The sequence below is a fragment of the Enterobacter sp. 241F3 genome (assembly GCF_034106785.1).
Classification (GTDB): Bacteria; Pseudomonadota; Gammaproteobacteria; order Enterobacterales; family Enterobacteriaceae; genus Enterobacter; species Enterobacter vonholyi.
Genome location: NZ_JAWNDD010000002.1, coordinates 534,985 through 560,742 on the forward strand (window position 1 = coordinate 534,985; position 25,758 = coordinate 560,742).

The 25,758-nt window shown below is 53.5% G+C and carries 24 protein-coding genes and 2 tRNA genes; 7 read left to right on the plus strand and 19 right to left on the minus strand.

All coding sequences use genetic code 11. From position 1 onward, the window contains the following. Positions 1–75: 75 nt before the first annotated feature. From pnp to UR504_RS09925, 8 genes are all read right to left on the minus strand, one after another. On the minus strand, positions 76–2,214 hold the full coding sequence (gene pnp / locus UR504_RS09890; RefSeq protein WP_111964960.1) for a polyribonucleotide nucleotidyltransferase: 2,139 nt from the start codon (positions 2,212–2,214) through the stop codon (positions 76–78). Between the two features lie 242 nt (positions 2,215–2,456). After that, on the minus strand, positions 2,457–2,726 hold the full coding sequence (gene rpsO, locus UR504_RS09895; RefSeq protein ID WP_003861789.1) for a 30S ribosomal protein S15: 270 nt from the start codon (positions 2,724–2,726) through the stop codon (positions 2,457–2,459). Positions 2,727–2,880: 154 nt separating this feature from the next. Continuing rightward, positions 2,881–3,831, minus strand: coding sequence for a tRNA pseudouridine(55) synthase TruB (gene truB / locus UR504_RS09900; protein ID WP_115876345.1), 951 nt, complete (start codon positions 3,829–3,831; stop codon positions 2,881–2,883). Beyond that, the gene (rbfA, locus tag UR504_RS09905) at positions 3,831–4,235 is read right to left on the minus strand and encodes a 30S ribosome-binding factor RbfA (RefSeq protein ID WP_003024988.1); all 405 of its coding nucleotides are present in this window, start codon (positions 4,233–4,235) and stop codon (positions 3,831–3,833) included. The genes truB and rbfA overlap by 1 nt, the downstream gene beginning before the upstream one ends. A gap of 89 nt (positions 4,236–4,324) precedes the next feature. Then, positions 4,325–7,012 carry a translation initiation factor IF-2 gene (infB, locus tag UR504_RS09910; protein WP_115876346.1) on the minus strand — a complete coding sequence of 896 codons (2,688 nt, stop codon included), beginning with the start codon at positions 7,010–7,012 and terminating at the stop codon, positions 4,325–4,327. 24 nt (positions 7,013–7,036) lie between these two features. After that, entirely contained in the window at positions 7,037–8,539 is a 1,503-nt protein-coding gene (gene nusA / locus UR504_RS09915; RefSeq protein ID WP_003861798.1) for a transcription termination factor NusA, read from the minus strand. A gap of 28 nt (positions 8,540–8,567) precedes the next feature. Next, a complete protein-coding gene (gene rimP / locus UR504_RS09920) occupies positions 8,568–9,020 on the minus strand; it encodes a ribosome maturation factor RimP (RefSeq protein ID WP_014833432.1) in 453 nt (150 codons plus the stop codon). 207 nt (positions 9,021–9,227) lie between these two features. Continuing rightward, positions 9,228–9,304, minus strand: a tRNA-Met gene (locus tag UR504_RS09925). A gap of 287 nt (positions 9,305–9,591) precedes the next feature. On the opposite strand from UR504_RS09925, the gene argG reads away from it, so the two are divergent. Next, a complete protein-coding gene (gene argG / locus UR504_RS09930) occupies positions 9,592–10,938 on the plus strand; it encodes an argininosuccinate synthase (RefSeq protein ID WP_023309336.1) in 1,347 nt (448 codons plus the stop codon). A gap of 156 nt (positions 10,939–11,094) precedes the next feature. Here argG and UR504_RS09935 read toward each other — a convergent pair. From UR504_RS09935 to rlmE, 6 genes are all read right to left on the minus strand, one after another. Beyond that, positions 11,095–11,181: transfer RNA gene (locus tag UR504_RS09935), tRNA-Leu, on the minus strand. 9 nt (positions 11,182–11,190) lie between these two features. Continuing rightward, the gene (gene secG / locus UR504_RS09940) at positions 11,191–11,523 is read right to left on the minus strand and encodes a preprotein translocase subunit SecG (protein WP_023309338.1); all 333 of its coding nucleotides are present in this window, start codon (positions 11,521–11,523) and stop codon (positions 11,191–11,193) included. Between the two features lie 223 nt (positions 11,524–11,746). Next, positions 11,747–13,084 carry a phosphoglucosamine mutase gene (gene glmM / locus UR504_RS09945; protein ID WP_023309339.1) on the minus strand — a complete coding sequence of 446 codons (1,338 nt, stop codon included), beginning with the start codon at positions 13,082–13,084 and terminating at the stop codon, positions 11,747–11,749. Next, positions 13,077–13,925: a dihydropteroate synthase gene (folP, locus tag UR504_RS09950; protein WP_302236872.1), complete on the minus strand. Its 849-nt coding sequence runs from the start codon at positions 13,923–13,925 to the stop codon at positions 13,077–13,079. Before folP ends, glmM begins: the two co-directional genes overlap by 8 nt. A 98-nt stretch (positions 13,926–14,023) precedes the next feature. Next, positions 14,024–15,958: an ATP-dependent zinc metalloprotease FtsH gene (ftsH, locus tag UR504_RS09955; protein ID WP_010436002.1), complete on the minus strand. Its 1,935-nt coding sequence runs from the start codon at positions 15,956–15,958 to the stop codon at positions 14,024–14,026. A gap of 102 nt (positions 15,959–16,060) precedes the next feature. Next, on the minus strand, positions 16,061–16,687 hold the full coding sequence (gene rlmE / locus UR504_RS09960) for a 23S rRNA (uridine(2552)-2'-O)-methyltransferase RlmE (protein WP_003861812.1): 627 nt from the start codon (positions 16,685–16,687) through the stop codon (positions 16,061–16,063). 127 nt (positions 16,688–16,814) lie between these two features. On the opposite strand from rlmE, the gene yhbY reads away from it, so the two are divergent. Next, positions 16,815–17,108 carry a ribosome assembly RNA-binding protein YhbY gene (yhbY, locus tag UR504_RS09965; protein ID WP_003861814.1) on the plus strand — a complete coding sequence of 98 codons (294 nt, stop codon included), beginning with the start codon at positions 16,815–16,817 and terminating at the stop codon, positions 17,106–17,108. 151 nt (positions 17,109–17,259) lie between these two features. Here the strand turns inward: yhbY and greA are convergent, their stop codons facing one another. Beyond that, positions 17,260–17,736 carry a transcription elongation factor GreA gene (gene greA, locus UR504_RS09970; RefSeq protein ID WP_302236876.1) on the minus strand — a complete coding sequence of 159 codons (477 nt, stop codon included), beginning with the start codon at positions 17,734–17,736 and terminating at the stop codon, positions 17,260–17,262. 228 nt (positions 17,737–17,964) lie between these two features. Here greA and dacB point away from each other — a divergent pair, with 228 nt between their 5' ends. From dacB to pmrB, 3 genes are read left to right on the plus strand one after another with little or no spacing between them, the layout of a single operon-like run. Continuing rightward, entirely contained in the window at positions 17,965–19,398 is a 1,434-nt protein-coding gene (dacB, locus tag UR504_RS09975; RefSeq protein WP_111964964.1) for a serine-type D-Ala-D-Ala carboxypeptidase, read from the plus strand. 2 nt (positions 19,399–19,400) lie between these two features. After that, entirely contained in the window at positions 19,401–20,063 is a 663-nt protein-coding gene (pmrA, locus tag UR504_RS09980) for a two-component system response regulator PmrA (protein ID WP_115876349.1), read from the plus strand. Continuing rightward, positions 20,060–21,103 carry a two-component system sensor histidine kinase PmrB gene (gene pmrB / locus UR504_RS09985; RefSeq protein ID WP_248174968.1) on the plus strand — a complete coding sequence of 348 codons (1,044 nt, stop codon included), beginning with the start codon at positions 20,060–20,062 and terminating at the stop codon, positions 21,101–21,103. The genes pmrA and pmrB overlap by 4 nt, the downstream gene beginning before the upstream one ends. 33 nt (positions 21,104–21,136) lie before the next feature. On the opposite strand, the gene cgtA is transcribed toward pmrB, so the two are convergent. From cgtA to rplU, 4 genes are all read right to left on the minus strand, one after another. After that, positions 21,137–22,312 (minus strand): Obg family GTPase CgtA, encoded by a 1,176-nt coding sequence (gene cgtA, locus UR504_RS09990; protein WP_021242261.1) that lies wholly within the window; start codon positions 22,310–22,312, stop codon positions 21,137–21,139. Positions 22,313–22,327: 15 nt separating this feature from the next. Then, a complete protein-coding gene (locus UR504_RS09995) occupies positions 22,328–23,293 on the minus strand; it encodes a DMT family transporter (protein ID WP_111964967.1) in 966 nt (321 codons plus the stop codon). A 96-nt stretch (positions 23,294–23,389) separates the two neighbouring features. After that, entirely contained in the window at positions 23,390–23,647 is a 258-nt protein-coding gene (rpmA, locus tag UR504_RS10000) for a 50S ribosomal protein L27 (RefSeq protein ID WP_004385076.1), read from the minus strand. 19 nt (positions 23,648–23,666) lie between these two features. After that, positions 23,667–23,978, minus strand: a complete 312-nt coding sequence (gene rplU, locus UR504_RS10005) for a 50S ribosomal protein L21 (RefSeq protein ID WP_003025032.1) — start codon at positions 23,976–23,978, stop codon at positions 23,667–23,669. Positions 23,979–24,235: 257 nt separating this feature from the next. On the opposite strand from rplU, the gene ispB reads away from it, so the two are divergent. Next, complete coding sequence (gene ispB, locus UR504_RS10010; protein ID WP_024906360.1) at positions 24,236–25,207, plus strand: octaprenyl diphosphate synthase; 972 nt, start codon at positions 24,236–24,238, stop codon at positions 25,205–25,207. A 229-nt stretch (positions 25,208–25,436) separates the two neighbouring features. Further along, the gene (gene sfsB, locus UR504_RS10015) at positions 25,437–25,724 is read left to right on the plus strand and encodes a DNA-binding transcriptional regulator SfsB (RefSeq protein ID WP_111964968.1); all 288 of its coding nucleotides are present in this window, start codon (positions 25,437–25,439) and stop codon (positions 25,722–25,724) included. The last annotated feature ends 34 nt before the right edge of the window (positions 25,725–25,758 follow it).

The window sequence follows — 25,758 nt, forward strand, 5'->3', positions numbered from 1 at the left end:
TCCTGTCCCCCGGCGGCTTAACAAGGCGTCCTGCCTGATAATAGGCCCTCCGCAAAGCGGAGGGCAAATGGCAACTTACTCGCCTTGCTGTTCTGCTGCCTGTGCTTCTGGCGCAGCAGCTGGCTGAGACTGCTCGGTTGCTTCTTTAATGCTCAGACGGATACGGCCCTGGCGATCAACTTCCAGAACTTTCACCGGGACTTCCTGACCCATCTGCAGGTAATCGGTCACTTTCTCAACGCGCTTGTCAGCGATCTGAGAAATGTGAACCAGACCTTCTTTACCGCCACCGATGGCAACGAACGCGCCAAAGTCAACGATACGGGTCACTTTACCTGCGTAGACGCGGCCCACTTCGATCTCTGCAGTGATTTCTTCGATGCGACGGATCGCGAATTTCGCTTTCTCGCCGTCGGTTGCTGCGATCTTCACAGTACCGTCATCTTCGATTTCGATGGTGGTGCCAGTCTCTTCGGTCAGCGCACGGATTACGGAACCGCCCTTACCGATAACATCTTTGATCTTGTCTGGATTGATCTTGATGGTGTGGATACGTGGAGCGAACTGAGAAATGTCGCCACGCGGCGCGTTAATCGCCTGTTCCATCACGCCCAGGATGTGCAGACGCGCACCTTTAGCCTGGTTCAGAGCAACCTGCATGATCTCTTTGGTGATACCTTCAATTTTGATATCCATCTGCAGCGCAGAGATACCGTCGCGGGAACCCGCCACTTTGAAGTCCATATCACCCAGGTGGTCTTCGTCACCCAGAATGTCAGACAGAACAACGAAGTTGTCGCCTTCTTTCACCAGGCCCATTGCGATACCCGCAACGGCGGCTTTGATTGGCACGCCTGCATCCATCAGCGCCAGAGAAGCACCACATACGGAAGCCATGGAAGAGGAACCGTTGGATTCGGTGATTTCAGACACCACACGTACGGTGTACGGGAATTTGTCTGCTTCTGGCATTACTGCCAGCACGCCGCGCTTCGCCAGACGACCGTGACCAATTTCACGACGCTTCGGCGAGCCAACCATACCGGTTTCGCCTACGGAGTACGGAGGGAAGTTGTAGTGGAACAGGAAGCTGTCAGTGCGCTCGCCCATCAGTTCGTCGATGATCTGTGCGTCACGTGCCGTACCCAGGGTCGCGGTAACCAGCGCCTGCGTTTCGCCACGGGTGAACAGCGCGGAACCGTGAGTACGTGGCAGAACGCCAGTACGCACGTCCAGTCCACGGATCATGTCTTTTTCACGGCCATCGATACGCGGCTCGCCTGCCAGAACGCGGCTACGAACAACGTTTTTCTCGATTGCGTGCAGGATTTCGCCAATTTCGTTAGCGTCCAGCGTTTCGTCTTCGGCAACCAGGGTCGCGGTTACTTCAGATTTGATCACGTCAACCTGAGCGTAACGCTCCTGCTTGTCAGTGATGCGGTACGCATCGCTCAGACGAGATTCTGCCAGAGCTGCAACGCGTGCGTTCAGCGCGTCGTTTGCCGCTTCTGGCTGCCAGTCCCAACGTGGTTTACCGGCTTCTTTCACCAGATCGTTGATGTTCTGGATAACGATCTGCTGCTGGTCATGGCCGAAGACCACAGCACCCAGCATCTGGTCTTCGCTCAGCAGTTCAGCTTCGGATTCAACCATCAGCACAGCTGCTTCAGTACCCGCAACAACCAGGTCCAGCTTACTTTCTTTCAGCTCTTCCTGAGTTGGGTTCAACACGTACTGGTCGTTGATGTAGCCAACGCGCGCGGCACCGATTGGGCCATTGAATGGAATACCAGACAGTGACAGGGCAGCGGATGCGCCAATCATGGCAACAATGTCTGGGTTAACCTGTGGGTTAACGGAAACAACGGTCGCGATAACCTGTACTTCGTTAACGAAGCCTTCCGGGAACAGCGGACGAACCGGGCGGTCAATCAGACGCGCGATCAGGGTTTCGCCTTCGCTTGGACGGCCTTCACGACGGAAGAAGCCACCCGGGATTTTACCGGCAGCGTAGGTACGCTCCTGGTAGTTAACGGTCAGGGGGAAGAAGTCCTGACCTGGTTTAGCTTTTTTCTGGCCAACCACGGTAACGAATACCGCAGTGTCATCCATGCTTACCATAACGGCAGCAGTAGCCTGACGAGCCATCATGCCGGTTTCCAGCGTGACGGTATGTTGACCATACTGGAATTTACGAACGATCGGATTCAGCAAAGTTCTGTCCTTTCTTAAATGTTTGAAAGCACACCACCGGTGTGCTGTCGTTTTAACCCGACCTTCTTCGCATCCTCGCGACTAATGACAACCAACACCCCCATGGGTGAAGCCTCTCATTAGCCGCGCGAACCTCTGCAATGAAGATCATTTATAGCAACAATACAATAGTTTCCAGTGAATTGCTGCCGTCTGGTTGAAAAAAGGGGCCATCAGGCCCCCTTTTCTGAAACTCGCAAGAATTAGCGACGCAGACCCAGACGCTCGATCAGCGCGGTGTAGCGTGCAACATCTTTACGTTTCAGGTAGTCGAGCAGTTTACGACGCTGAGAAACCATACGCAGCAGACCACGACGGCTGTGGTGATCTTTTTTGTGCTCTGCAAAGTGACCCTGCAGGTGGTTAATCTGTGCAGTCAGCAGTGCAACCTGAACTTCGGTAGAACCGCTGTCGTTAGTACCACGACCAAACTCAGAAACGATTTTAGCTTTAGCTTCAACGCTTAGAGACATTTTCAAACTCCAAAGTATAAAGAATGTAAGGATGCCGATCTCTAATTCAGCGATCCCATGTACGCCCCGCAGATTGTTAAACAATTTACCAGGCGTTAAGCGGCGATATTCTACTCGTCTCCCCTGCTTATCGCAAGGTGAGCCGTTATCACCGTCACGCGTCGACCGGATATTCGACGACCAGACGACGCGGCGCAACGCGCCCTTCGCCATCCATTTCGCCCATACCGATGAATTTCCCTTCGTCACCTTCGGTCACACGTACCAGGCCTTCCAGCGGTGCTTCCGCCGTACGAACCGGGTTGCCGTTCTTAAAGTAAACGGACGATGTTAAAGGAAGATTAACGACCGGGAAGTCCGCTGCCGGACTGTCCATCGGCATTAGCAGTGGATCCAGCAAATCTGCCGGCGCGATCCCCTGCGCTTCCGCCTGTTCTAACAGCTCGCGCAGATGTTCCAGGGTCACCATCCGCTCCACCGGATACTTGCTCACCGCCAGACGGCGCAGGTAAATCACATGCGCGCCGCAGCCCAGCTTTTCACCGAGGTCGTCAATGATGGTGCGAATATAGGTCCCTTTCGAACAGTGTACTTCCAGCTCCAGCTCATCACCTTCGTGGCGAATAAACAGCAGCTCATACACGGTAATCGGACGGGCTTCACGCGGGACTTCAATGCCCTGGCGCGCATATTCGTAGAGTTTTTTTCCCTGATACTTCAGCGCCGAATACATCGACGGCACCTGCATCGTGTCACCACGGAAACTCTCCAGCGCAGCATCAAGCTGTTCCGCGCTGAACGTCACCGGGCGCTCTTCCACCACCTGACCATCCGCGTCGGAGGTATCCGTGCGCTGGCCCAGCTTAGCGATAACGCGGTAACGCTTATCGGAGTCGAGCAGGTACTGGGAAAACTTTGTCGCCTCTCCCAGGCAGACCGGCAGCATGCCGGTTGCCAGCGGATCGAGCGCGCCGGTGTGGCCCGCACGGTTGGCGTTATAAATACGCTTAACTTTTTGCAGCACGTCGTTGCTGGAAGCGCCCTGGGGTTTATCCAGCAGCAGCACACCATGCACGTCGCGACCACGACGACGAGGACGACTCATCAGTCCTCCTTGCTGTCGTCCGCCGGGTTAACACGACGCTCATCGTCATGTTTAACCACGCTGGTCACCAGGTTGGACATACGCATACCTTCAACCAGCGAGTTGTCGTAGAAGAAGGTCAGTTCAGGCACGATACGCAGGCGCATCGCCTTGCCGAGCAGAGAGCGGATGAAACCAGACGCTTCCTGCAGCGCTTTAATGCCGTTTTTCACTGCCGCTTCGTCCTGATCGTTCAGGAAAGTAACGAACACTTTTGCATAGGCCAAATCGCGGGACATTTCGACACCGGAAACGGTGGTCATCATGCCGACGCGCGGGTCTTTGATTTCACGTTGCAGAATGAGCGCGATCTCTTTCTGCATTTCCTGCGCTACGCGCTGAGGGCGACCAAATTCTTTCGCCATAATAAATTCTCCAGACAAAAAAGGGGCTAAAGCCCCTTTTTGAAATTATTGCCGGGTGGCGCGAGGCGATCCCGGCTTACAATCGAAAATTAAGCGATGGTACGCTGAATTTCGATGATCTCGAACACTTCGATCATATCGCCAACGCGAACGTCGTTGTAGTTCTTCACGCCGATACCACATTCCATGCCGTTACGGACTTCGTTAACGTCATCTTTGAAGCGGCGCAGGGATTCCAGCTCGCCTTCGTAGATAACCACGTTGTCACGCAGTACGCGGATTGGGTTGTGACGCTTGATGTTACCTTCGGTAACCATACAGCCCGCGATTGCACCGAATTTCGGTGATTTGAACACGTCACGTACTTCAGCCAGACCGATGATCTGCTGTTTCAGCTCAGGAGACAGCATGCCGCTCATCGCTGCTTTCACTTCGTCGATCAGGTTATAGATGACGGAGTAGTAACGCAGATCCAGGCTTTCGGCTTCAATCACTTTACGCGCAGACGCATCCGCACGAACGTTGAAACCAACCAGGATAGCGTTGGACGCAGCAGCCAGGGTCGCGTCGGTTTCGGTGATACCACCTACGCCAGAACCGATGATCTTCACTTTCACTTCGTCGGTAGACAGTTTCAGCAAGGAGTCGGAGATCGCTTCCACAGAACCCTGAACGTCGGCTTTCAGAACGATGTTCACTTCGTGAACTTCGCCATCGGTCATGTTGGCAAACATGTTCTCGAGTTTAGATTTCTGCTGACGAGCCAGTTTAACTTCACGGAATTTGCCCTGACGATACAGTGCCACTTCACGCGCTTTCTTCTCGTCACGCACCACGGTCACTTCGTCACCAGCAGCCGGAACACCGGACAGACCCAGGATTTCAACTGGAATGGACGGACCTGCTTCCAGCACTTCCTGACCCAGTTCGTTACGCATCGCACGAACGCGGCCGTATTCGAAACCGCACAGAACGATATCGCCTTTATGCAGCGTACCTTCGCGAACCAGAACGGTAGCAACCGGGCCACGTCCTTTATCCAGGAAGGATTCGATAACCGCACCGCTCGCCATACCGTTACGGATGGCTTTCAGCTCCAGAACTTCGGCCTGCAGCAGGATCGCGTCCAGCAGTTCGTCGATACCGGTACCCGCTTTCGCAGACACGTGTACGAACTGGCTTTCGCCGCCCCACTCTTCCGGCAGAATACCGTACTGGGAAAGTTCGTTTTTAACACGATCGGGATCCGCTTCTGGCTTATCGATCTTGTTCACTGCAACCACAACCGGCACACCCGCTGCTTTCGCGTGCTGGATAGCTTCGATGGTCTGCGGCATGACGCCGTCGTCTGCAGCAACAACCAGAACAACGATATCCGTCGCCTGAGCACCACGAGCACGCATTGAGGTAAACGCGGCGTGACCCGGGGTATCCAGGAAAGTGATCATACCGTTGTCAGTTTCTACGTGGTATGCACCGATGTGCTGGGTAATACCACCCGCTTCGCCAGAGGCAACCTTGGTAGAGCGAATGTAGTCAAGCAGAGAAGTTTTACCGTGGTCAACGTGACCCATGATGGTCACTACCGGTGCGCGCGGTTCTGCCGCAGCACCTGTGTCACGGTCGCTCATTACCGCTTCTTCCAGCTCGTTTTCACGACGCAGGATAACTTTGTGACCCATTTCTTCCGCAACCAGCTGTGCAGTTTCCTGATCGATCACCTGGTTGATGGTTGCCATAGCGCCCAGCTTCATCATCGCTTTGATGACCTGAGAGCCTTTAACCGCCATCTTGTTCGCCAGTTCGCCAACGGTAATGGTTTCGCCGATCACAACGTCACGGTTAACGGCCTGAGCTGGCTTCTGGAAGCCCTGCTGCAGAGCGGAACCTTTACGCTTGCCGCCTTTACCACCGCGAACAGCCGCGCGTGCTTCTTCACGGTCAGCTTTAGATTCAGCGTGCTTGTTGCCTTTTTTCGCCGGACGCGCTGCTTTTGCATTACGACCACGGCCACGACCGCCTTCAACTTCACGATCGTTATCATCTTCAGCCTGACGCGCGTGCTGAGAAGTGGTCACGTGATAGTCGCTGGTGTCTTCAGACTGCTCAACGGTATCAACACCGTTCTTCTCATTTTCTTCAGCCATACGACGCGCTTCTTCGGCGACGCGGCGAGCTTCTTCTTCCAGCTTACGGCGGGCTTCTTCTTCCGCTTTACGCTTCAGCTCGGCAGCTTCATTTTCACGGCGGGCTTTTTCAGCCTGGGCGGTTTTGGTCATTTCGTCTGTCTGTTGATTGCTCACTTTGTCTTTTTCCGCAGCGTCACGCTTCACTTTATCACTTGCGTCGCGTTTCGCTTTTTCTGCGGCCTCACGTTCAGCTTTTAATTCTGCTTCACGTTTGGCGGCTGCTTCCGCCTCACGCTGAGCTTGTTCTTCCGCTTCACGCTGTGCCTGCTCTTCCGCGGCAAGGCGTTCTGCCTCTTGCGGATCACGTTTTACAAAGGTGCGCGTCTTGCGGACTTCAATTTGTACCGATTTGCTTTTACCACCGGTACCAGGGATGTTTAACGTGCTACGCGTTTTGCGCTGCAGCGTTAACTTGTCAGGCGTAGAACCGTGTTCACGGTTCAGGTGCGTTAACAAGGTTTGTTTTTCTTGCGCGGTCACCGAGTCATCAGCGGACTTCGGGATCCCTGCATCAGCAAATTGCTGTACCAGGCGGTCCACGGAGGTCTGAATCTCAGCAGCCAGCGATTTTACAGTTACATCAGTCATGCTGTTCCTTCCTGCTACAGTTTATTACGCTTCGTCGCCGAACCAGCAAATATTACGTGCGGCCATGATGAGCTCGCCGGCTTTCTCGTCGGTTAAACCTTCGATATCAGCCAGGTCATCAACGCCTTGCTCAGCGAGATCTTCCAGCGTACAAACACCACGGGCAGCCAGCTTGAACGCAATCGCACGATCAAGACCTTCCAGATTCAGCAGGTCATCAGCCGGCTTCTTATCGCCAAGGCTTTCTTCCTGAGCCAGTGCCAGGGTGGTCAGTGCGTTTTTAGCGCGTTCACGCAGGGCTTCAACGGTTGGTTCATCCAGACCGTCAATTTCCAGCAGCTCTTTCATTGGCACATAGGCCAGTTCTTCCAGCGTAGAGAATCCTTCTTCTACCAGAACAGTGGCGAAATCTTCGTCAATATCCAGGTATTTGGTGAAGGTATCGATCGCCGCATGGGCTTCAGCCTGATGCTTAGCCTGCAGGTCATCAACGGTCATGACGTTGAGTTCCCAGCCGCTCAGCTGTGACGCCAGGCGTACGTTCTGACCGTTACGGCCGATTGCCTGCGCCAGGTTGCCCGCTTCTACAGCGATATCCATGGTGTGTTTGTCTTCGTCAACAACGATAGACGCCACATCAGCTGGAGCCATTGCGTTGATCACGAACTGCGCCGGGTTGTCATCCCACAGAACGATATCAATTCGTTCACCGCCCAGCTCAGTAGAAACAGCCTGGACGCGCGCACCGCGCATACCGACGCAAGCACCGACCGGGTCGATACGCTTGTCGTTGGTTTTCACCGCAATTTTCGCACGGGAGCCCGGATCGCGAGCCGCCGCTTTAATCTCAATAACTTCTTCACCGATTTCCGGTACTTCAATACGGAACAGTTCTACCAGCATTTCTGGTTTAGAACGGGTCACGAAGAGCTGTGCACCACGCGCTTCAGGGCGAACGGCGTACAGAACACCGCGAATACGGTCGCCTGGACGGAAGTTTTCACGCGGCAGCATATCTTCACGCAGGATCACGGCTTCAGCGTTACCCGGCAACCCTTCGGATTTGATCTCCAGGGAGATGTTGTCGCGGTTCACTTTCTTCACCACACCGGTGATGATCTCGCCTTCCTGATCGCGGAACTGATCGACAACCAGCGCGCGCTCGGCTTCGCGCACTTTCTGCACGATAACCTGTTTAGCGGTCTGGGTGGTGATACGGTCGAAGGTCACAGATTCAATCTGATCTTCAACGTAGTCACCCACGTTCAGACTTTCGTCTTCGAAACGGGCGGCTTCCAGCGTGATCTCTTTGGTCGGCTGGGTCACTTCTTCAACGATTACCCAACGACGGAATGTATCGAAGTCACCGCTTTTACGATCGATTTCTACGCGAACATCGATCTCTTGTTCGTATTTTTTCTTGGTTGCTGTAGCCAGTGCACTTTCCAGCGCTTCGAAAATCTTCTCACGCGGCAGTGATTTCTCATTGGAGACGGCTTCAACAACAGCCAAAATTTCTTTGTTCATCGCGGGCTTTTCACCTCAATCCAGACTGTTAAAAGTGGGGAACCAGGTTCGCCTTCTGGATATTACTCAGCGCGAACACTTCATCTTTGCCTTCGACTGTCACCGTGATCATTTCACCATCAACGGCTTTGATAATTCCCTGCCATTTACGGCGGTTCTGTACGGCCATACGCAGAACGAGAGCCACTTCTTCACCGGTAAAGCGCACATAGTGCTCGGCCGTGAACATCGGGCGATCGAGGCCAGGTGAGGAAACTTCCAGGTTGTACGCAACGGTAATTGGGTCTTCAACATCAAGAACCGCACTCACCTGGTGGCTGACATCAGCACAATCATCAACATTGATGCCATCTTCACTATCAATATAGATGCGCAGCGTCGATGTACGGCCGCGAACGAATTCGATGCCGACCAGTTCGTAGCCCAGTGCTTCGACCGGTGCAGTAATCATCTCTGTTAATTTTTGCTCTAATGTGGACAAGCCCACCCCCAAGACATAAAAAAAGGGCGTAAAGCCCAGTTATTCTGTAGTCAGATAACAAAAAACCCCGATAAATCGGGGCTTTAGATAACTGAACCCTATAGCCACAACTGTGGCCTGGAGCACTTTCCTAAAGAATTTTTTCAAATCCAGCTACGAAGGCTCTAAGTCTTCACAGTATATTTGAAAAAGAACTTTATGGGAAAGTGGTTGCGGGGGCCGGATTTGAACCGACGACCTTCGGGTTATGAGCCCGACGAGCTACCAGGCTGCTCCACCCCGCGCCTGAAACGTGGCAAATTCTACGCGTTTTGGACAGAATTTGCAAATAATGCTGGGATTTGGTACCGAAGACGGGACGTAAAATCGGCGTTTAGTATATTGATAGTTGACCCCACCTGTCAAGGCGACTTCCGCCAGATCGATCGGACTAAAATTTTTACAAAAAACGCACGAGTCTCTTCCGGTATTCGCCAAAAGATGATTAAATGAATACTCACTTATTTTGCATAAAAATGCACAAGAGAGCGAAAGCGGTCTCTAATCAGTCAATCAAGCAGGGTTTTATTCTATGACGACGATTCTCAAGCATCTTCCGGTAGGACAACGTATTGGCATCGCTTTCTCAGGCGGCCTGGATACCAGCGCTGCACTGCTGTGGATGCGCCAGAAGGGAGCGGTTCCGTATGCTTATACTGCGAACCTGGGTCAGCCGGATGAGGACGACTATGATGCCATTCCTCGTCGCGCTAAAGAGTATGGTGCAGAGAACGCGCGCCTGATTGACTGCCGTAAGCAACTGGTCGCGGAAGGTATCGCAGCTATTCAGTGTGGTGCATTCCATAACACAACCGGCGGTCTGACCTATTTCAACACCACTCCGCTGGGCCGCGCGGTTACCGGCACCATGCTGGTTGCGGCGATGAAAGAAGACGGCGTCAACATCTGGGGTGACGGCAGCACCTATAAAGGAAACGATATTGAACGTTTCTATCGTTATGGCCTGCTGACCAACGCCGAACTGCAGATCTACAAACCGTGGCTGGATACCGACTTCATCGACGAGCTGGGTGGTCGTCATGAGATGTCCGAGTTTATGATTGCCTGCGGCTTTGACTATAAGATGTCAGTCGAGAAAGCCTACTCCACCGACTCCAACATGCTGGGTGCGACGCACGAAGCGAAAGACCTGGAATTCCTGAACTCCAGCGTGAAGATCGTTAACCCGATCATGGGCGTGAAGTTCTGGGACGAGAACGTCAAAATCCAGGCTGAAGAAGTTACCGTACGTTTCGAACGCGGCCATCCGGTAGCGCTGAACGGTAAAACCTTCTCAGACGATGTTGAGCTGATGCTGGAAGCTAACCGGATTGGCGGTCGTCACGGCCTGGGCATGAGCGATCAGATTGAAAACCGTATCATCGAAGCGAAAAGCCGTGGCATCTATGAAGCCCCGGGAATGGCGTTGCTGCACATCGCTTACGAGCGTCTGCTGACCGGTATTCACAACGAAGACACCATTGAGCAGTATCACTCTCATGGCCGTCAGCTGGGCAAACTGCTGTATCAGGGCCGCTGGTTCGATCCACAGGCGCTGATGCTGCGTGATGCGCTGCAGCGTTGGGTGGCAAGCGCGATCACCGGTGAGGTGACCCTGGAACTGCGTCGCGGTAACGACTACTCCATTCTGAATACGGTGTCTGACAACCTGACCTATAAAGCAGAGCGTCTGACCATGGAGAAAGGTGAATCCGTGTTCTCACCGGACGATCGTATTGGTCAGCTGACCATGCGTAATCTGGACATTACCGATACCCGCGAGAAGCTGTTCAACTATGTTGAGAATGGCCTGCTCTCCGCGAATTCCGGTAACGGCCTGCCTCAGGTTGAAAACCTGGAGCATAGCGATAAGAAGTAATCGCTGATGTAGCATGCAAAAGGCGTCCTGGGGACGCCTTTTTTATTTGGACTTTCTTAGGGCGGGTAAGCGCAGCGCCACCGGGCCTACAAAACCACACCTCAGAATATGCAGACGAAAAAAAAGACGTCTTTCGACGTCTTTTTTCTGGAATATTGGTACCGAGGATGGGACTCGAACCCACAAGCCCGTTAGGGCACTACCACCTCAAGGTAGCGTGTCTACCAATTCCACCACCTCGGTACAGAATACTTAGTGCGGGATATCGCTGGTTGGCTTAGCCGGTGCAGCTGGCTGAGTCTGCTCAGTTTTCGCTGGCGCGCTCAGATTTTCCCACTCGCTTCCTTTGCTGGTCTTGTTGCTGTTGATATTGCCAAGCACCAGGCTGATGATGAAGAACAGCGTAGCCAGAATCGCCGTAGTGCGGGTCATGAAGTTCGCAGAACCACTTGAACCGAACAGCGTACCGGAAGCGCCTGCTCCGAAGGAGGCTCCCATATCAGCGCCTTTACCTTGCTGCAGCATAATCAGCGCTACGAGAGCGATGGCTACAATAAGGAAAACAACTAAAAGAGCTTCGTACATAATCAACCTGTTCCTTGCGGATTTGCCGCATACCAATGCTTCGACCAATTAGCAGGATTTCTGTTTCCCACTGAAGCGGGTGTGAATACTAACCAAAGCGAATCACCTTCGCAAGGGCATTTTCGACGCATTGTATCAACTGCGGAAAAAAACAGCAAAAAGCCATTAATTGCTTAAAACAAAGGCGGCAAACGCCGCCTTTTTAAACATTTAGCGTGCAAGATTATGCAGCTTTTACAGCATCCGCAATACGGTGCGCAAATTCGGTTACCTGCGCTTCGTCTTCACCTTCCACCATCACGCGGATCAGCGGTTCAGTACCGGACTTACGCAGCAGCACGCGTCCACGATTGCCGAGGGCCGCTTCAACGTCAGCCATCACCGCTTTGACGTTCTCATTTTCCAGCGGATCGCCTTTGCCGGCAGTGAAACGTACGTTTACCAGGATCTGTGGGAACATTTTCATGCCGCTGCACAGATCGTGCAGGCTCATATGGTTGCGCGCCATAGCGGCAACCACCTGCAGCGCGGCCACGATACCGTCACCGGTGGTGGTTTTGTCGAGCAGGATCACGTGACCCGAGTTTTCTGCACCGATACGCCAGCCCTTCTCCTGCAGTTTTTCCAGCACATAGCGGTCACCCACCTTCGCGCGGACAAACGGAATACCGAGCTGTTTCAGGGCCAGTTCCAGGCCCATGTTACTCATCAGCGTGCCCACCGCACCGCCGCGCAGCTGGCCCTGACGCAGGCCTTCACGGGCAATGATGTAGAGGATCTGATCGCCGTCGACCTTATTACCTTCGTGGTCAACCATGATCACGCGGTCACCGTCGCCGTCCAGCGCAATACCCAGATCGGCTTTTTCTGCCAGAACACGCGCCTGCAGGGCACGAACGTCAGTTGCCCCCACCTGCTCATTAATGTTCAGACCATCCGGCTCGCAGCCAATGGTGATTACTTTCGCACCCAGTTCGCGGAAGACATTCGGGGCGATGTGATAGGTCGCGCCATTCGCACAGTCCACCACAATTTTGAGGTGGGCCAGGCTCAGCTCATTCGGGAAGGTACCTTTACAGAATTCGATATAGCGACCCGCCGCATCAACGATGCGGTTCGCTTTACCCAGCTCTGCGGAATCAACACAGGTAATCTCTTTTTCCATCTCAGCTTCAATAGCTTCTTCCACGTCATCCGGCAGCTTGGTGCCATCAATGGAGAAGAATTTAATGCCGTTGTCGTAGAACGGGTTGTGAGAAGCTGAAATGACAATTCCCGCTTCCGCACGGAAGGTGCGCGTCAGATACGCGACCGCAGGCGTTGGCATTGGGCCCGTAAAGGAGGCGGACAGTCCCGCAGCCGCCAGCCCCGCTTCCAGCGCGGACTCCAGCATATAGCCCGAAATACGGGTGTCTTTACCGATGATAATTTTACGTGAGCCATGACGCGCAAGCACTTTACCAGCAGCCCAGCCGAGCTTCAGGACAAAATCAGGGGTGATGGGAGCATCGCCTACGCGCCCACGGATACCATCGGTACCAAAATATTTACGATTACTCATAGCGTTTGTTTTCCTTCGCTGCCAGTGTGGCTTCCACCACACGCATGGCTTCTACTGTTTCTTTAACGTCATGGACACGAATAATGTGCGCGCCCTGCATCGCCGCAATCACCGCGCAGGCCAGGCTGCCGCTCAGGCGTTCGCTCGGCCCCACGTTCAGCAACTGCCCAATCATCGACTTTCTTGACATCCCTACCAGTAACGGCAGGTCAAAATGATGGAATTCCGATAAGCGCGCAAGCAACGCATAATTGTGTGAGAGATTTTTACCGAAACCGAACCCCGGGTCGAGCAGCAATTTCTCTTTTGGGATACCTGCACGTTCACAGCGTTTGATATGCTCAATAAAGAAGCGATTTACGTCGGCAAAGACATCGTCATACTTCGGCGCGTCCTGCATAGTTTTCGGTTGGCCCTGCATATGCATCAGGCAAACCGGCAGCCCCGTATCCGCAGCCGCCTCAATCGCTCCCGGTTCGGTAAGTGAACGGATATCATTGATAATGTGAGCGCCTACTCTCGCCACTTCACGGATCACCTCCGGTTTGGAGGTGTCAACGGAGATCCACACTTCAAACCGCTGTGCGATTGCTTCAACGACCGGCACCACGCGCGCCAGCTCTTCTTCCACAGACACGTCCGCCGCGCCTGGACGCGTCGATTCGCCGCCAACGTCAATGATGGTGGCACCCGCATTAATCATTAAATTCGCGTGCTTAACCGCCTCGATAAGCGTGTTATGCGCACCGCCGTCAGAGAAGGAGTCAGGGGTAACATTCAGGATCCCCATCACGTGGGGATGTGAAAGATCGAGATGCGAGTCCTGAGCGAATAATTTCATGGCGAAATCCCTGGTATCTATATCGTTAAACAGAAATGAAAAACCCCGGAGCAAGCTCCAGGGTTTGAGGTACAGACAAACGCTTCAACAGCAGTGGCTTACTTATCGCCCAACTGTTCTGACATGGTGTTGCCCGGATTTGGCGTACGCGGTTCATCAACCGGACGCGGCGCACGCGGGGTGCCATTGTTGTCAGAATTATTGGAAGCGCCTGGGTCTTCCCAGCCTGCTGGCGGACGTACTTCGCGGCGCGCCATCAGGTCGTCAATCTGCGGTGCATCGATGGTCTCATATTTCATGAGCGCATCTTTCATCGAATGCAGGATGTCCATATTGTCGTTCAGGATCTGGCGCGCACGCGCATAGTTACGTTCTACCAGAGATTTAACTTCCTGGTCGATGATACGTGCCGTCTCATCGGACATATGTTTCGCTTTAGCCACAGAACGGCCCAGGAATACTTCACCCTCTTCCTCTGCGTACAGCAGCGGACCGAGTTTGTCGGAGAAGCCCCACTGAGTCACCATGTTACGCGCCAGGTTTGTCGCCACTTTAATGTCGTTGGACGCACCGGTAGAAACATGTTCCACACCGTAGATAATCTCTTCTGCCAGACGACCACCGTAGAGGGTAGAAATCTGGCTTTCCAGTTTCTGACGGCTGGCGCTGATCGCGTCGCCTTCAGGCAGGAAAAAGGTCACACCCAGCGCACGACCGCGCGGAATAATCGTCACTTTATGCACCGGGTCGTGTTCCGGCACGAGGCGACCAATAATCGCATGACCCGCTTCGTGGTATGCCGTGGACTCTTTCTGCGCTTCCGTCATCACCATGGAGCGACGTTCCGCACCCATCATGATTTTGTCTTTCGCTTTCTCAAATTCCACCATCGATACGACGCGCTTGTTACCGCGAGCGGCAAACAGAGCAGCTTCGTTGACCAGGTTAGCCAGGTCCGCACCGGAGAAGCCTGGAGTACCGCGCGCAATGATTGCCGCATCGATATCTGGCGCCAGCGGCACGCGACGCATGTGAACTTTCAGAATCTGTTCACGACCGCGAACGTCCGGCAGACCCACAACAACCTGACGGTCGAAACGGCCTGGACGCAGCAGCGCAGGGTCAAGTACGTCCGGACGGTTAGTCGCCGCGATAACGATGATACCTTCGTTACCTTCGAAGCCGTCCATCTCAACCAGCATCTGGTTCAGCGTCTGTTCACGTTCATCGTGACCACCGCCCAGACCTGCGCCACGCTGGCGGCCTACGGCGTCGATTTCATCGATGAAGATAATGCACGGTGCTGCCTTCTTGGCCTGCTCGAACATGTCACGCACACGAGATGCACCAACACCCACGAACATTTCGACGAAGTCAGAACCTGAAATAGTAAAGAACGGCACCTTCGCTTCGCCCGCGATGGCTTTCGCCAGCAGGGTTTTACCGGTACCCGGAGGGCCAACCATCAGCACCCCTTTCGGGATCTTACCGCCCAGCTTCTGGAAACGGCTCGGTTCACGCAGGTATTCAACCAGTTCACCGACCTCTTCTTTCGCTTCGTCACAACCGGCGACGTCAGCGAACGTGGTCTTGATCTGGTCTTCCGTTAGCATACGCGCCTTGCTCTTACCGAACGACATGGCACCTTTGCCACCGCCGCCCTGCATCTGGCGCATAAAGAAGATCCAGACGCCGATAAGAAGCAGCATCGGGAACCAGGAAATGAAGATAGAAGCCAGCAGGCTTGGTTCTTCTGGCGGCTCACCTACCACCTTGACGTTTTTGGTCAGAAGGTTATCAAGCAGCTTAGGATCGTTCACCGGGATGTAAGTCGTGTAACGGTTACTATCTTTCTTGGTAACGTTGATCTCACGTCCGTTGATACGCGCTTCGCGAACCTGGTCCTGATTGACCTCCTGCAGGAAGGTAGAATAATCCACCTTGCGGCCATTCGACTCGCTGGGCCCAAAGCTCTGGAATACTGACATCAGCACAACGGCAATGACCAGCCAGAGTATTAGGTTTTTCGCCATGTCACTCAAGGGATTAACCTCATATTACAACTGTGTTAAAAACAGCGTCAGGATACTCTATATCCAGTTTCATTCAAACTTTCGCCTGAAATCTACCGGTTATCATTTTCGCCCGGTCGCTACAATATACACTTCTCGGGAACGGGCCCGGGAAGAGTCCGGCTTACGAACTTTAACCTTCGCAAACAGGGAGCGAATTTCCTTAAGATACTCCTCGAAACCTTCGCCCTGAAACACCTTCACAACAAAACTACCACCAGGCGCTAGTACATCACGACACATTTCTAACGCTAGCTCCACCAGATACATGGCACGGGGGATATCCACCGCCGGTGTTCCGCACATATTTGGTGCCATATCTGACATGACAACCTGGACCTTACTGTCACCTACACGATCAAGTAACGCTTTCAGCACTAATTCATCACGAAAGTCGCCCTGAAGGAAGTCGACACCGACGATGGGATCCATTGGTAAAAGATCGCACGCGATGATTCGGCCCGTTCCGCCGATCTGCGTTACCGCATACTGGGACCATCCGCCAGGTGCCGCACCGAGGTCTACAACCGTCATCCCCGGCTTAAAAAGTTTGTCACTTTGCTGTATTTCATCAAGTTTAAACCAGGCACGGGAACGCAACCCCTTTTTCTGTGCCTGTTGAACATATTTATCGCTAAAGTGTTCCTGAAGCCAGCGGCTGGAGCTGGCAGAACGCTTTTTACCTGTCATTTAACATTTCCGTCCTGGTTCATCGTTACCTGCCTGTGACGTAAATTTCTACGCAGCTATTTGGCGATATAAGGGAGATGGCGGTAGAATGAACCGTTTTCAATCCCAACGTAAGCAAAAATATACGATGAATCTGAGTACTAAACAAAAACAGCACCTTAAAGGTCTGGCACATCCGCTCAAGCCTGTAGTGATGCTTGGCAACAATGGTTTGACCGAAGGGGTGCTTGCCGAGATTGAACAAGCGCTGGAACACCACGAGCTGATCAAGGTGAAAATCGCCTCTGAAGACAGAGACACTAAAAACCTGATCGTGGAAGCCATCGTGCGCGAAACCGGCGCCTGTAATGTACAGGTCATCGGTAAAACGCTGGTGCTCTACCGCCCATCTAAAGAGCGTAAAATCTCGCTGCCACGCTAAGGATATCCTGAATTAAACACATTTTCTGTGTGAAACGAGGGATTTCTGTCAGCAGGCGAGCAAAATGCCATGCTCCTTGAGTTGATAAAAGGCCGCTATGCGGCCTTTTTCTTTTCTTTACAATGTATCAACATCTTAGTAGAGAAGCGAATTACAGGTATTCAACCTTAATAATTTCGTATTCCACTTCACCGCCAGGAGTGCGGATGGTGACAACTTCGTCCTGCTCTTTGCCAATCAGGCCGCGAGCAATCGGAGAGTTCACTGAAATCAGGTTCTGTTTGAAGTCTGCTTCATCATCACCCACGATGCGATAGGTCTGCTCTTCGTCGTTGTCCAGGTTCAGCACGGTCACGGTAGAACCAAAGATCACACGCCCGTTGTTAGGCATTTTGGTGATATCAATGACCTGTGCATTGGACAGTTTTGCCTCGATATCTTTAATACGCCCTTCACAGAAACCCTGCTGCTCACGCGCGGCGTGGTATTCAGCGTTCTCTTTCAGGTCGCCATGCTCGCGCGCATCCGCGATAGCGGCGATGATTTCAGGACGACGCACGGATTTCAGGAAATCCAGCTCTTCGCGCAGTTTTTCGGCACCACGTAAGGTCATCGGAATAGCTTGCATTTGTTATACCTCTTAAACATTCCTGTTGGGAGCAGTGTTCCCTGCTCCTGCCCCCCTAAGCGGGCAAGAAGCAAAAAGAAAACCGACCCGGGAGCAATGCCCCAGGTCAGCAGCAATTTTTCAATTTGATATGCATTTTACCGCGAAGTTCACTATGGGTCATCGTTTACTTTGCAGTGCTATGCACCGTAGTATGACGGTTTGTTTTCGGGTTGTTAGCGCGAGATTATGCGATTTTCCAGATTTATCATCGGATTGACTACCAGTTTAACGTTCACTGCCCAGGCCGCGAATGTTGATGAGTACATTAATCAGCTCCCCGCAGGCGCGAACCTTGCCCTGATGGTGCAGAAGGTTGGCGCACAGGCTCCCGAGATTGACTATCACAGTCAACAGATGGCGCTGCCTGCCAGTACCCAAAAGGTGATCACTGCCCTCGCCGCCTTGCTCCAGCTCGGTCCTGACTTCCGTTTTACTACCACACTCGAGACCAAAGGTAACGTCGAGGGTGGCGAACTGAAAGGCGATCTTATCGCCCGTTTTGGCGGCGATCCGACCTTTAAGCGCCAGGATATCCGCAATATGGTTGCGGTACTGAAAAAATCTGGCGTGCAGAAAATTGATGGCAATGTGCTGATTGACACGTCCATCTTTGCCAGCCACGATAAAGCTCCTGGCTGGCCGTGGAACGACATGACCCAATGTTTTAGCGCCCCGCCCGCCGCCGCGATTGTTGACCGCAACTGCTTCTCGGTTTCACTTTACAGCGCGCCAAAGCCAGATGATTTAGCATTTATCCGCATAGCATCTTACTACCCGGTCACCATGTTTAGCCAGGTTCGCACGCTGGCGAAAGGCTCCCCGGATGCGCAATATTGTGAGCTGGACGTCGTGCCCGGCGATCTTAACCGCTTCACCCTTACCGGCTGCCTGACGCAGCGCGCCGATCCACTGCCCCTGGCCTTTGCGATACAGGATGGGGCAAGCTATGCGGGTGCCATTCTGAAAGATGAACTGAAGCAAGCGGGCATAACTTATACCGGCACCCTGCTTCGTCAGACGCAGGTCAACCAGCCCGGCACGGTCATCGCCAGCAAACAGTCTCCTCCGCTGCACGATTTACTGCGGATCATGCTGAAAAAATCGGACAACATGATTGCCGATACGGTGTTTCGCATGATTGGTCACGCGCGTTTCGGCGTGCCGGGAACCTGGCGCGCGGGTTCAGACGCGGTTCGGCAGATCCTGCGCCAGCAGGCCGGAATCGATCTGGGTAATACCATCGCCGTCGATGGCTCCGGACTATCGCGTCATAATTTGATCTCTCCGGCCACGATGATGCAGGTGCTTCAGTACATTGCACAGCACGACACTGAGCTAAACTTTATTTCAATGCTGCCGCTGGCCGGGCATGACGGTTCTCTGCAGTACCGTGCCGGGCTTCACGCTGCCGGTGTGGATGGTAAAGTCTCCGCGAAAACAGGCTCACTGCAGGGGGTTTACAACCTTGCAGGCTTCATCACTACCGCCAGCGGACAACGCCTGGCATTCGTGCAGTATCTTTCCGGCTATGCCGTCGAACCGACCGACCAGCGCAATCGTCGTATTCCGCTTGTTCGCTTCGAAAGCAGGCTTTATAAGGACATCTATCAGAATAACTAGCGATGAAACTACTCATAGTTGAAGACGATCTGTTATTGCAGGAAGGGCTGGCGCTAGGTCTGGCCAATGAAGGGTACGCCCTCGACTGTGCTGGCACCGCAGCGGAGGCGGACTCTCTGATTCAGAGCGGCGAATACAGCCTGGTGATCCTCGATTTGGGCTTGCCTGATAAAGATGGCGCCACGCTGCTCGGCCAGTGGCGACGTCGCGGCATCGCCAACCCGGTATTGATCCTGACGGCACGAGATGCCCTTGAAGACCGTATCGCTGGCCTCGATGCAGGCGCTGATGATTACCTGGTGAAGCCTTTTGCGCTCGCGGAGCTGCAGGCTCGGGTGCGAGCGTTGATTCGCCGCTATCAGGGCCATAGTGATAACTTACTGACCGACGGCGATATTACGCTGAATTTGCAAACCCAGCAGGTGCTGCGCCAGGATCAGGCCGTAGAGGTGACGCCAAAAGAGTTCGCCTTGCTTACGCGTCTGATCATGCGGAGCGGGCAAACGGTACACAGAGAAACGCTCCAGCAGGATATTTACTCCTGGCAGGACGATCCCGGCTCAAATACCCTTGAGGTCCACATCCATAACCTGCGGCGTAAACTCGGCAAAGACAGGATCAAAACCGTTCGCGGCGTCGGCTATCGTCTGGAGAGCCAGAAATGAACAGCATGCGTCGGCGTTTGATGGTGCTGCTGGCGGTGATTCTCCTGTTTTTCCAGCTGATAAGCGTTATCTGGCTATGGCATGAAAGCCGTGAACAGATTGGTTTTCTGGTCAACGAAACGCTGTCAGCAAAAGCGCGCAATAATCACGTTGAGAAAGAGATCCGCGAAGCGATTGCCTCGCTGCTGGTTCCTTCCCTGGTGATGGTCGGCTTTACCCTGCTCTTCTCCTTCTGGGCGGTCACCTGGATAACCCGACCGCTGAATAAACTCCGCGACAGTCTCGCTAACCGTTCGGCCGATAACTTAACCCCGCTTCCTATGTATTCCGACATGGAAGAAATTGGCGCGGTGACGACCTCCCTGAACCAGCTGCTGGCACGACTGGATAGCACCATTCAGCAGGAGCGTCTCTTCACCGCAGACGCCGCACACGAGCTGAGAACGCCTCTGGCCGGCATCCGGCTTCATCTTGAGCTCATGGCGCAGTCAGGCGCGCCACAGGCAGCGACGTTAATTAGCCGTATCGATCAGCTCATGCATACCGTCGAACAGCTGCTAATGCTGGCCCGTGCCGGACAGGCAATGGCGAGCGGGCACTACGAAACCGTGAACTGGACGGAAAATATCATTGAACCTCTCGGCCTGGGCCATGAAGCCAAAGAGCATACGGTGATTTGGCCCGCTAAAAGCGCGCTCACGGTTCAGGGAGACGCCGTGCTCCTGCGCCTGATGCTGCGCAACCTGCTGGAAAACGCAGGGCGCTACAGCCCGCCGGGGACAATGATTACAGTGACATTAACCGAGGTCGACGGGGGGACGCAGATCAGCGTTATCGATCAGGGTCCAGGGATTGATGAAGCGCACCGAGTGTCAATCACCGAGCCATTCCGCCGTCTTGACCAGCGCTACGGAGGAAGCGGTCTGGGCCTGAGTATCGTGCAGCGCATCGTCCAGCTACACCACGGCAGGCTGACCCTTGAAAATGGCGCTGAAGGCGGTTTAATCGCCAGCTGCTGGCTGCCCACAACGCTTCAATAAAAAAGCCCCCATAATGGGGGCTTTGAACAGATATTAGTGCTTGTAGATGAACTCGACGCCTTCTTCGTCGTCTTCATCCCAGTCATCGTCCCAGTCTTCATCGTCTTCTTCCGCTTCCAGCTCTTCGAGCTGCTGGCGGTGGTAGTCATCCCACATGAATTCGACTTTTTCAGGCTGTTTGACTTCTTCCGCCTGAACAATTGGGTTCTCAATGATGAATGTCATCACATCCCAGCACAGATCCTTCACGCCAACCTGGCTTGCCGCAGAGATCAGGTAGTACTTATCTTCCCAACCCATCGCTTCGGCAATGGCTTTCGCTTTTGCTTCCGCTTCGGCTTTGTCCATCAGGTCGATCTTGTTGAAGACCAGCCAGCGTGGTTTATTCGCCAGTTTTTCGCTGTATTTTTCCAGCTCGCCCACGATGATACGGGCGTTTTCAACCGGATCGGAACCGTCGATAGGATCGATATCGATAAGGTGCAGCAGCACGCGGCAGCGCTCAAGGTGCTTCAGGAAGCGAATCCCCAGACCCGCCCCTTCCGCGGCGCCTTCAATCAGACCCGGGATATCGGCAACCACGAAGCTCTTCTCGTTATCCATACGGACAACACCCAGGCTTGGTACCAGCGTGGTAAACGGATAGTCTGCCACTTTTGGCTTGGCCGCAGAGACGGCGCGAATGAACGTCGATTTACCGGCGTTTGGCATACCCAGCATGCCCACGTCTGCCAGAAGCATCAGCTCCAGCTGCAGGTCGCGCTTATCGCCCGGCGTACCCATCGTTTTCTGACGCGGCGTACGGTTAACGGAAGATTTGAAACGGCTGTTACCCAGACCGTGCCAGCCGCCTTTCGCCACCATCAGGCGCTGACCGTGTTTGGTCATGTCACCCATAGTTTCACCGGTCCCCTGGTCAATCACGCGCGTACCGACCGGAACTTTAATGGTGACGTCTTTACCGCGTTTCCCGGTACAGTCACGGCTCTGGCCGTTTTGGCCACGTTCAGCGCGGAAGGATTTTTCGAAACGGTAGTCGATCAGCGTGTTGAGGTTCTCATCCGCCTCCAGCCACACGTCACCACCATCCCCGCCGTCGCCGCCATCAGGACCGCCACGTGGGATATACTTTTCACGGCGGAAGCTCACGCAACCGTTGCCGCCATCACCAGCCACGACCAGGATCGTCGCTTCATCAACAAACTTCATTTTACTCTCCGTAACTCATTCGCCTGAGCGGGGGACTACTACAACCGCTTCATTTTTGCGCCAACGTCCCCAAAGACGATGACCAATGGCGGAATACATCGCGCCCGCAACCACGACAAACGCACCGAGATAACCCAACAGGTTGAGCATCGGTCTGACGAAGACATCGGGCCAGGCCATTGATAACAAATCTGAAAATAACAGCGTAAACAGCGGAGTAAGCGTAATTAACGCGCTCACCTGTGCTGCCTGCCAGCGCGCCATCGCTTCGGCCAGCGCGCCATAGCCGACCAGCGTGTTCAGCCCACAAAAAATGAGGCACGCCAGTTGCCAGTCGCTAAGCTGAGAAATCACTCCCGGCTTTGCTAATGGCAGCAATGCTATTGTACACAAAGTGTACAGCAAAAAGAGGATCTGCTGTGAGGCAAGACGACGCAATAACACCTTTTGTGCGACGCCATAGCTCACCCAGACCGTTGCTGCCCCCACACCGAAAATTACACCCCATGTGTAATCCGTCAGGCGAGTGAAAATCTCAATCAGACTGGTGTTGAAGAACATCACCAGACCGCACAGCAGCATGCTCGCCCCGATAATCTGCGTACCACGCATCTTTTCCTTGAGGATAAAGACGCTGGCGATCATCATGCCAACCGGTGAAAGCTGACCTATCACCTGCGACGCCGTGGGGCTGAGATATTGCAGGGAAGAGCTGAACAGGATGAAGTTACCGAACAGACCGCCCGTCGCGATAGCCAGCAATACCAGCCAGCGCGGTTTACGGAAGAGCCGCAAGGGTGGAAGCTTACCTTTGATAGCCAGAATGGCCCCGAGGCCGATGCTTGCCATCAGAAAGCGATAAAAAACCACCGTAGGCGGCTCCATCACTTCCAGTACCTGCTTCATTGCAATTGGCAGCGCACCCCAGCACATTGCGGTAGTGAGCGCCAAAAGAATACCAATGCCGGCCTGCTGCTTCATGCCCGTTTTCCCTACAGAAAAAATTACCGGGTTTCCAATGTAAAAAGCCCCGCAACAGGTTGCGGGGCTTTAATCCGTTACCGGACCGAGAAAACCTTACTCAGCAACGATGCTGATGTATTTACGGTTGTTCGGGCCTTTAACTTCAAATTTCACTTTACCGTCTGCCTTAGCAAACAGAGTGTGGTCACGACCGCAACCTACGTTGTTGCCAGCGTGGAATTTGGTACCACGTTGACGAACGATGATGCTACCCGCCAGAACGGATTCGCCACCGAAACGCTTAACGCCCAGGCGTTTAGCTTCTGAATCGCGACCGTTACGTGTGGAGCCGCCAGCCTTTTTATGTGCCATTTAAATCTCTCCTCAGGTCTTAGGCGCTGATGCCAGTAATTTTCACATCAGTGAACCACTGACGGTGGCCCTGCTGCTTACGGTAGTGCTTACGACGACGAAACTTAACGATTTTAACTTTCTCGCCACGACCGTGTGCAACAACTTCAGCTTTGATAACGCCGCCATCAACGAAAGGAACGCCGATTTTGACTTCTTCACCGTTTGCGATCATCAGAACTTCAGCGAACTCAACAGATTCGCCAGTTGCGATGTCCAGCTTTTCCAGGCGAACGGTCTGACCTTCGCTTACTCGGTGTTGTTTACCACCACTTTGGAAAACCGCGTACATATAAACTCCGCTTCCGCGCACGTCCTCGTATGAATCAGAGTGCGCTATAAATATTCACAATAGGGCGCGAATATTACGCAAAACGCGAGCCTTTGACAAGTGCTACCGTCAATACATGAAGAAAAAAAACACAACACGTACGGTAACGTTTATCTGAGCCGTTTTTTCAGTACAATCAGCACTACTATTGATAAACCGAAACCCTTCGTTACCCCATTGAAGATGGGATCAACAGGATAAAAAGCCCGGCTTTTGCGATGAATTTAGAAAAAATCAACGAGTTAACCGCGCAAGATATGGCGGGTGTGAATGCAGCAATCCTGGAGCAACTCAACTCTGACGTTCAACTGATCAATCAGTTGGGTTATTACATCGTCAGCGGCGGCGGTAAACGCATTCGTCCGATGATTGCCATTCTGGCTGCCAGAGCCGTTGGCTATCAGGGAAATGCCCACATCACTATCGCAGCGCTCATCGAATTTATCCACACGGCGACGCTTCTGCATGACGATGTGGTGGATGAATCGGATATGCGCCGTGGCAAAGCCACGGCAAACGCCGCTTTCGGGAACGCAGCCAGCGTCCTGGTGGGGGATTTTATTTATACCCGCGCCTTCCAGATGATGACCAGTCTGGGCTCCCTTAAAGTGCTGGAAGTCATGTCCGAAGCCGTAAACGTCATTGCTGAAGGTGAAGTGCTGCAGCTTATGAACGTGAACGACCCTGACATCACCGAAGAAAACTACATGCGCGTCATCTACAGCAAAACCGCGCGCCTGTTTGAAGCGGCGGCCCAGTGTTCCGGCATTCTGGCTGACTGTACCGAAGCACAGGAAAAGGGCCTGCAGGACTATGGCCGCTATCTGGGTACGGCATTTCAGCTGATCGATGATTTACTGGACTACAGTGCGGACGGCGAGACGCTCGGCAAAAACGTGGGCGATGACCTGAACGAAGGCAAACCGACCCTGCCGCTGCTGCATGCTATGCGCAACGGAACAGCCGACCAGGCGAAAATGATCCGCGAAGCGATTGAGCAGGGAAATGGTCGCCATCTTCTGGAACCTGTACTGGAAACCATGGCTATCTGCGGATCGCTGGAATGGACGCGTCAGCGTGCGGAAGAAGAAGCCGACAAAGCCATCGAAGCGCTTCAGGTTATTCCAGACAGTCCGTGGCGCGAGGCACTGATTGGTCTTGCCCACATCGCCGTCCAGCGCGACCGTTAATCCCCTTGTATCTCCCCGCAGCGATAGCGGGGAGTTCCTGTACACGCCTGTAAATTCCGTGTTCATGTAAATTCATCGGTTTAGAGACCGCATGAATAAAGCCGTGTCTTATTCTGAATATCCCATCAAGTAACGCGAACTTTTTAGAACAAGAAGTTGAAATGGGTATAGTAAACCCCGTCGTTTCAGAAGAAACGGCGTAGGTGAATCCGAACTTAAGGACAGCGTTATGGATACGAAATTTATCGACTGGCACACGGCTGATATTATTGCCGCATTGCGCAAAAAAGGCACTTCACTGGCAGCAGAGTCCCGCCGCCATGGACTGAGTTCTTCAACTCTGGCAAACGCCCTCACCCGCCCCTGGCCCAAAGGAGAATTAATTATCGCAACGGCGCTGGATACGCATCCGTGGGTGATTTGGCCTTCACGCTACCACGATCCCATTACCCATGAATTTATCGACAGATCGCGCATGATTCGCCAGAGAAGAGTAAAAAGAGAACCGCAGGAATAACGCGTTTTTTGACAGGAACAGCAACCCCCCGGTC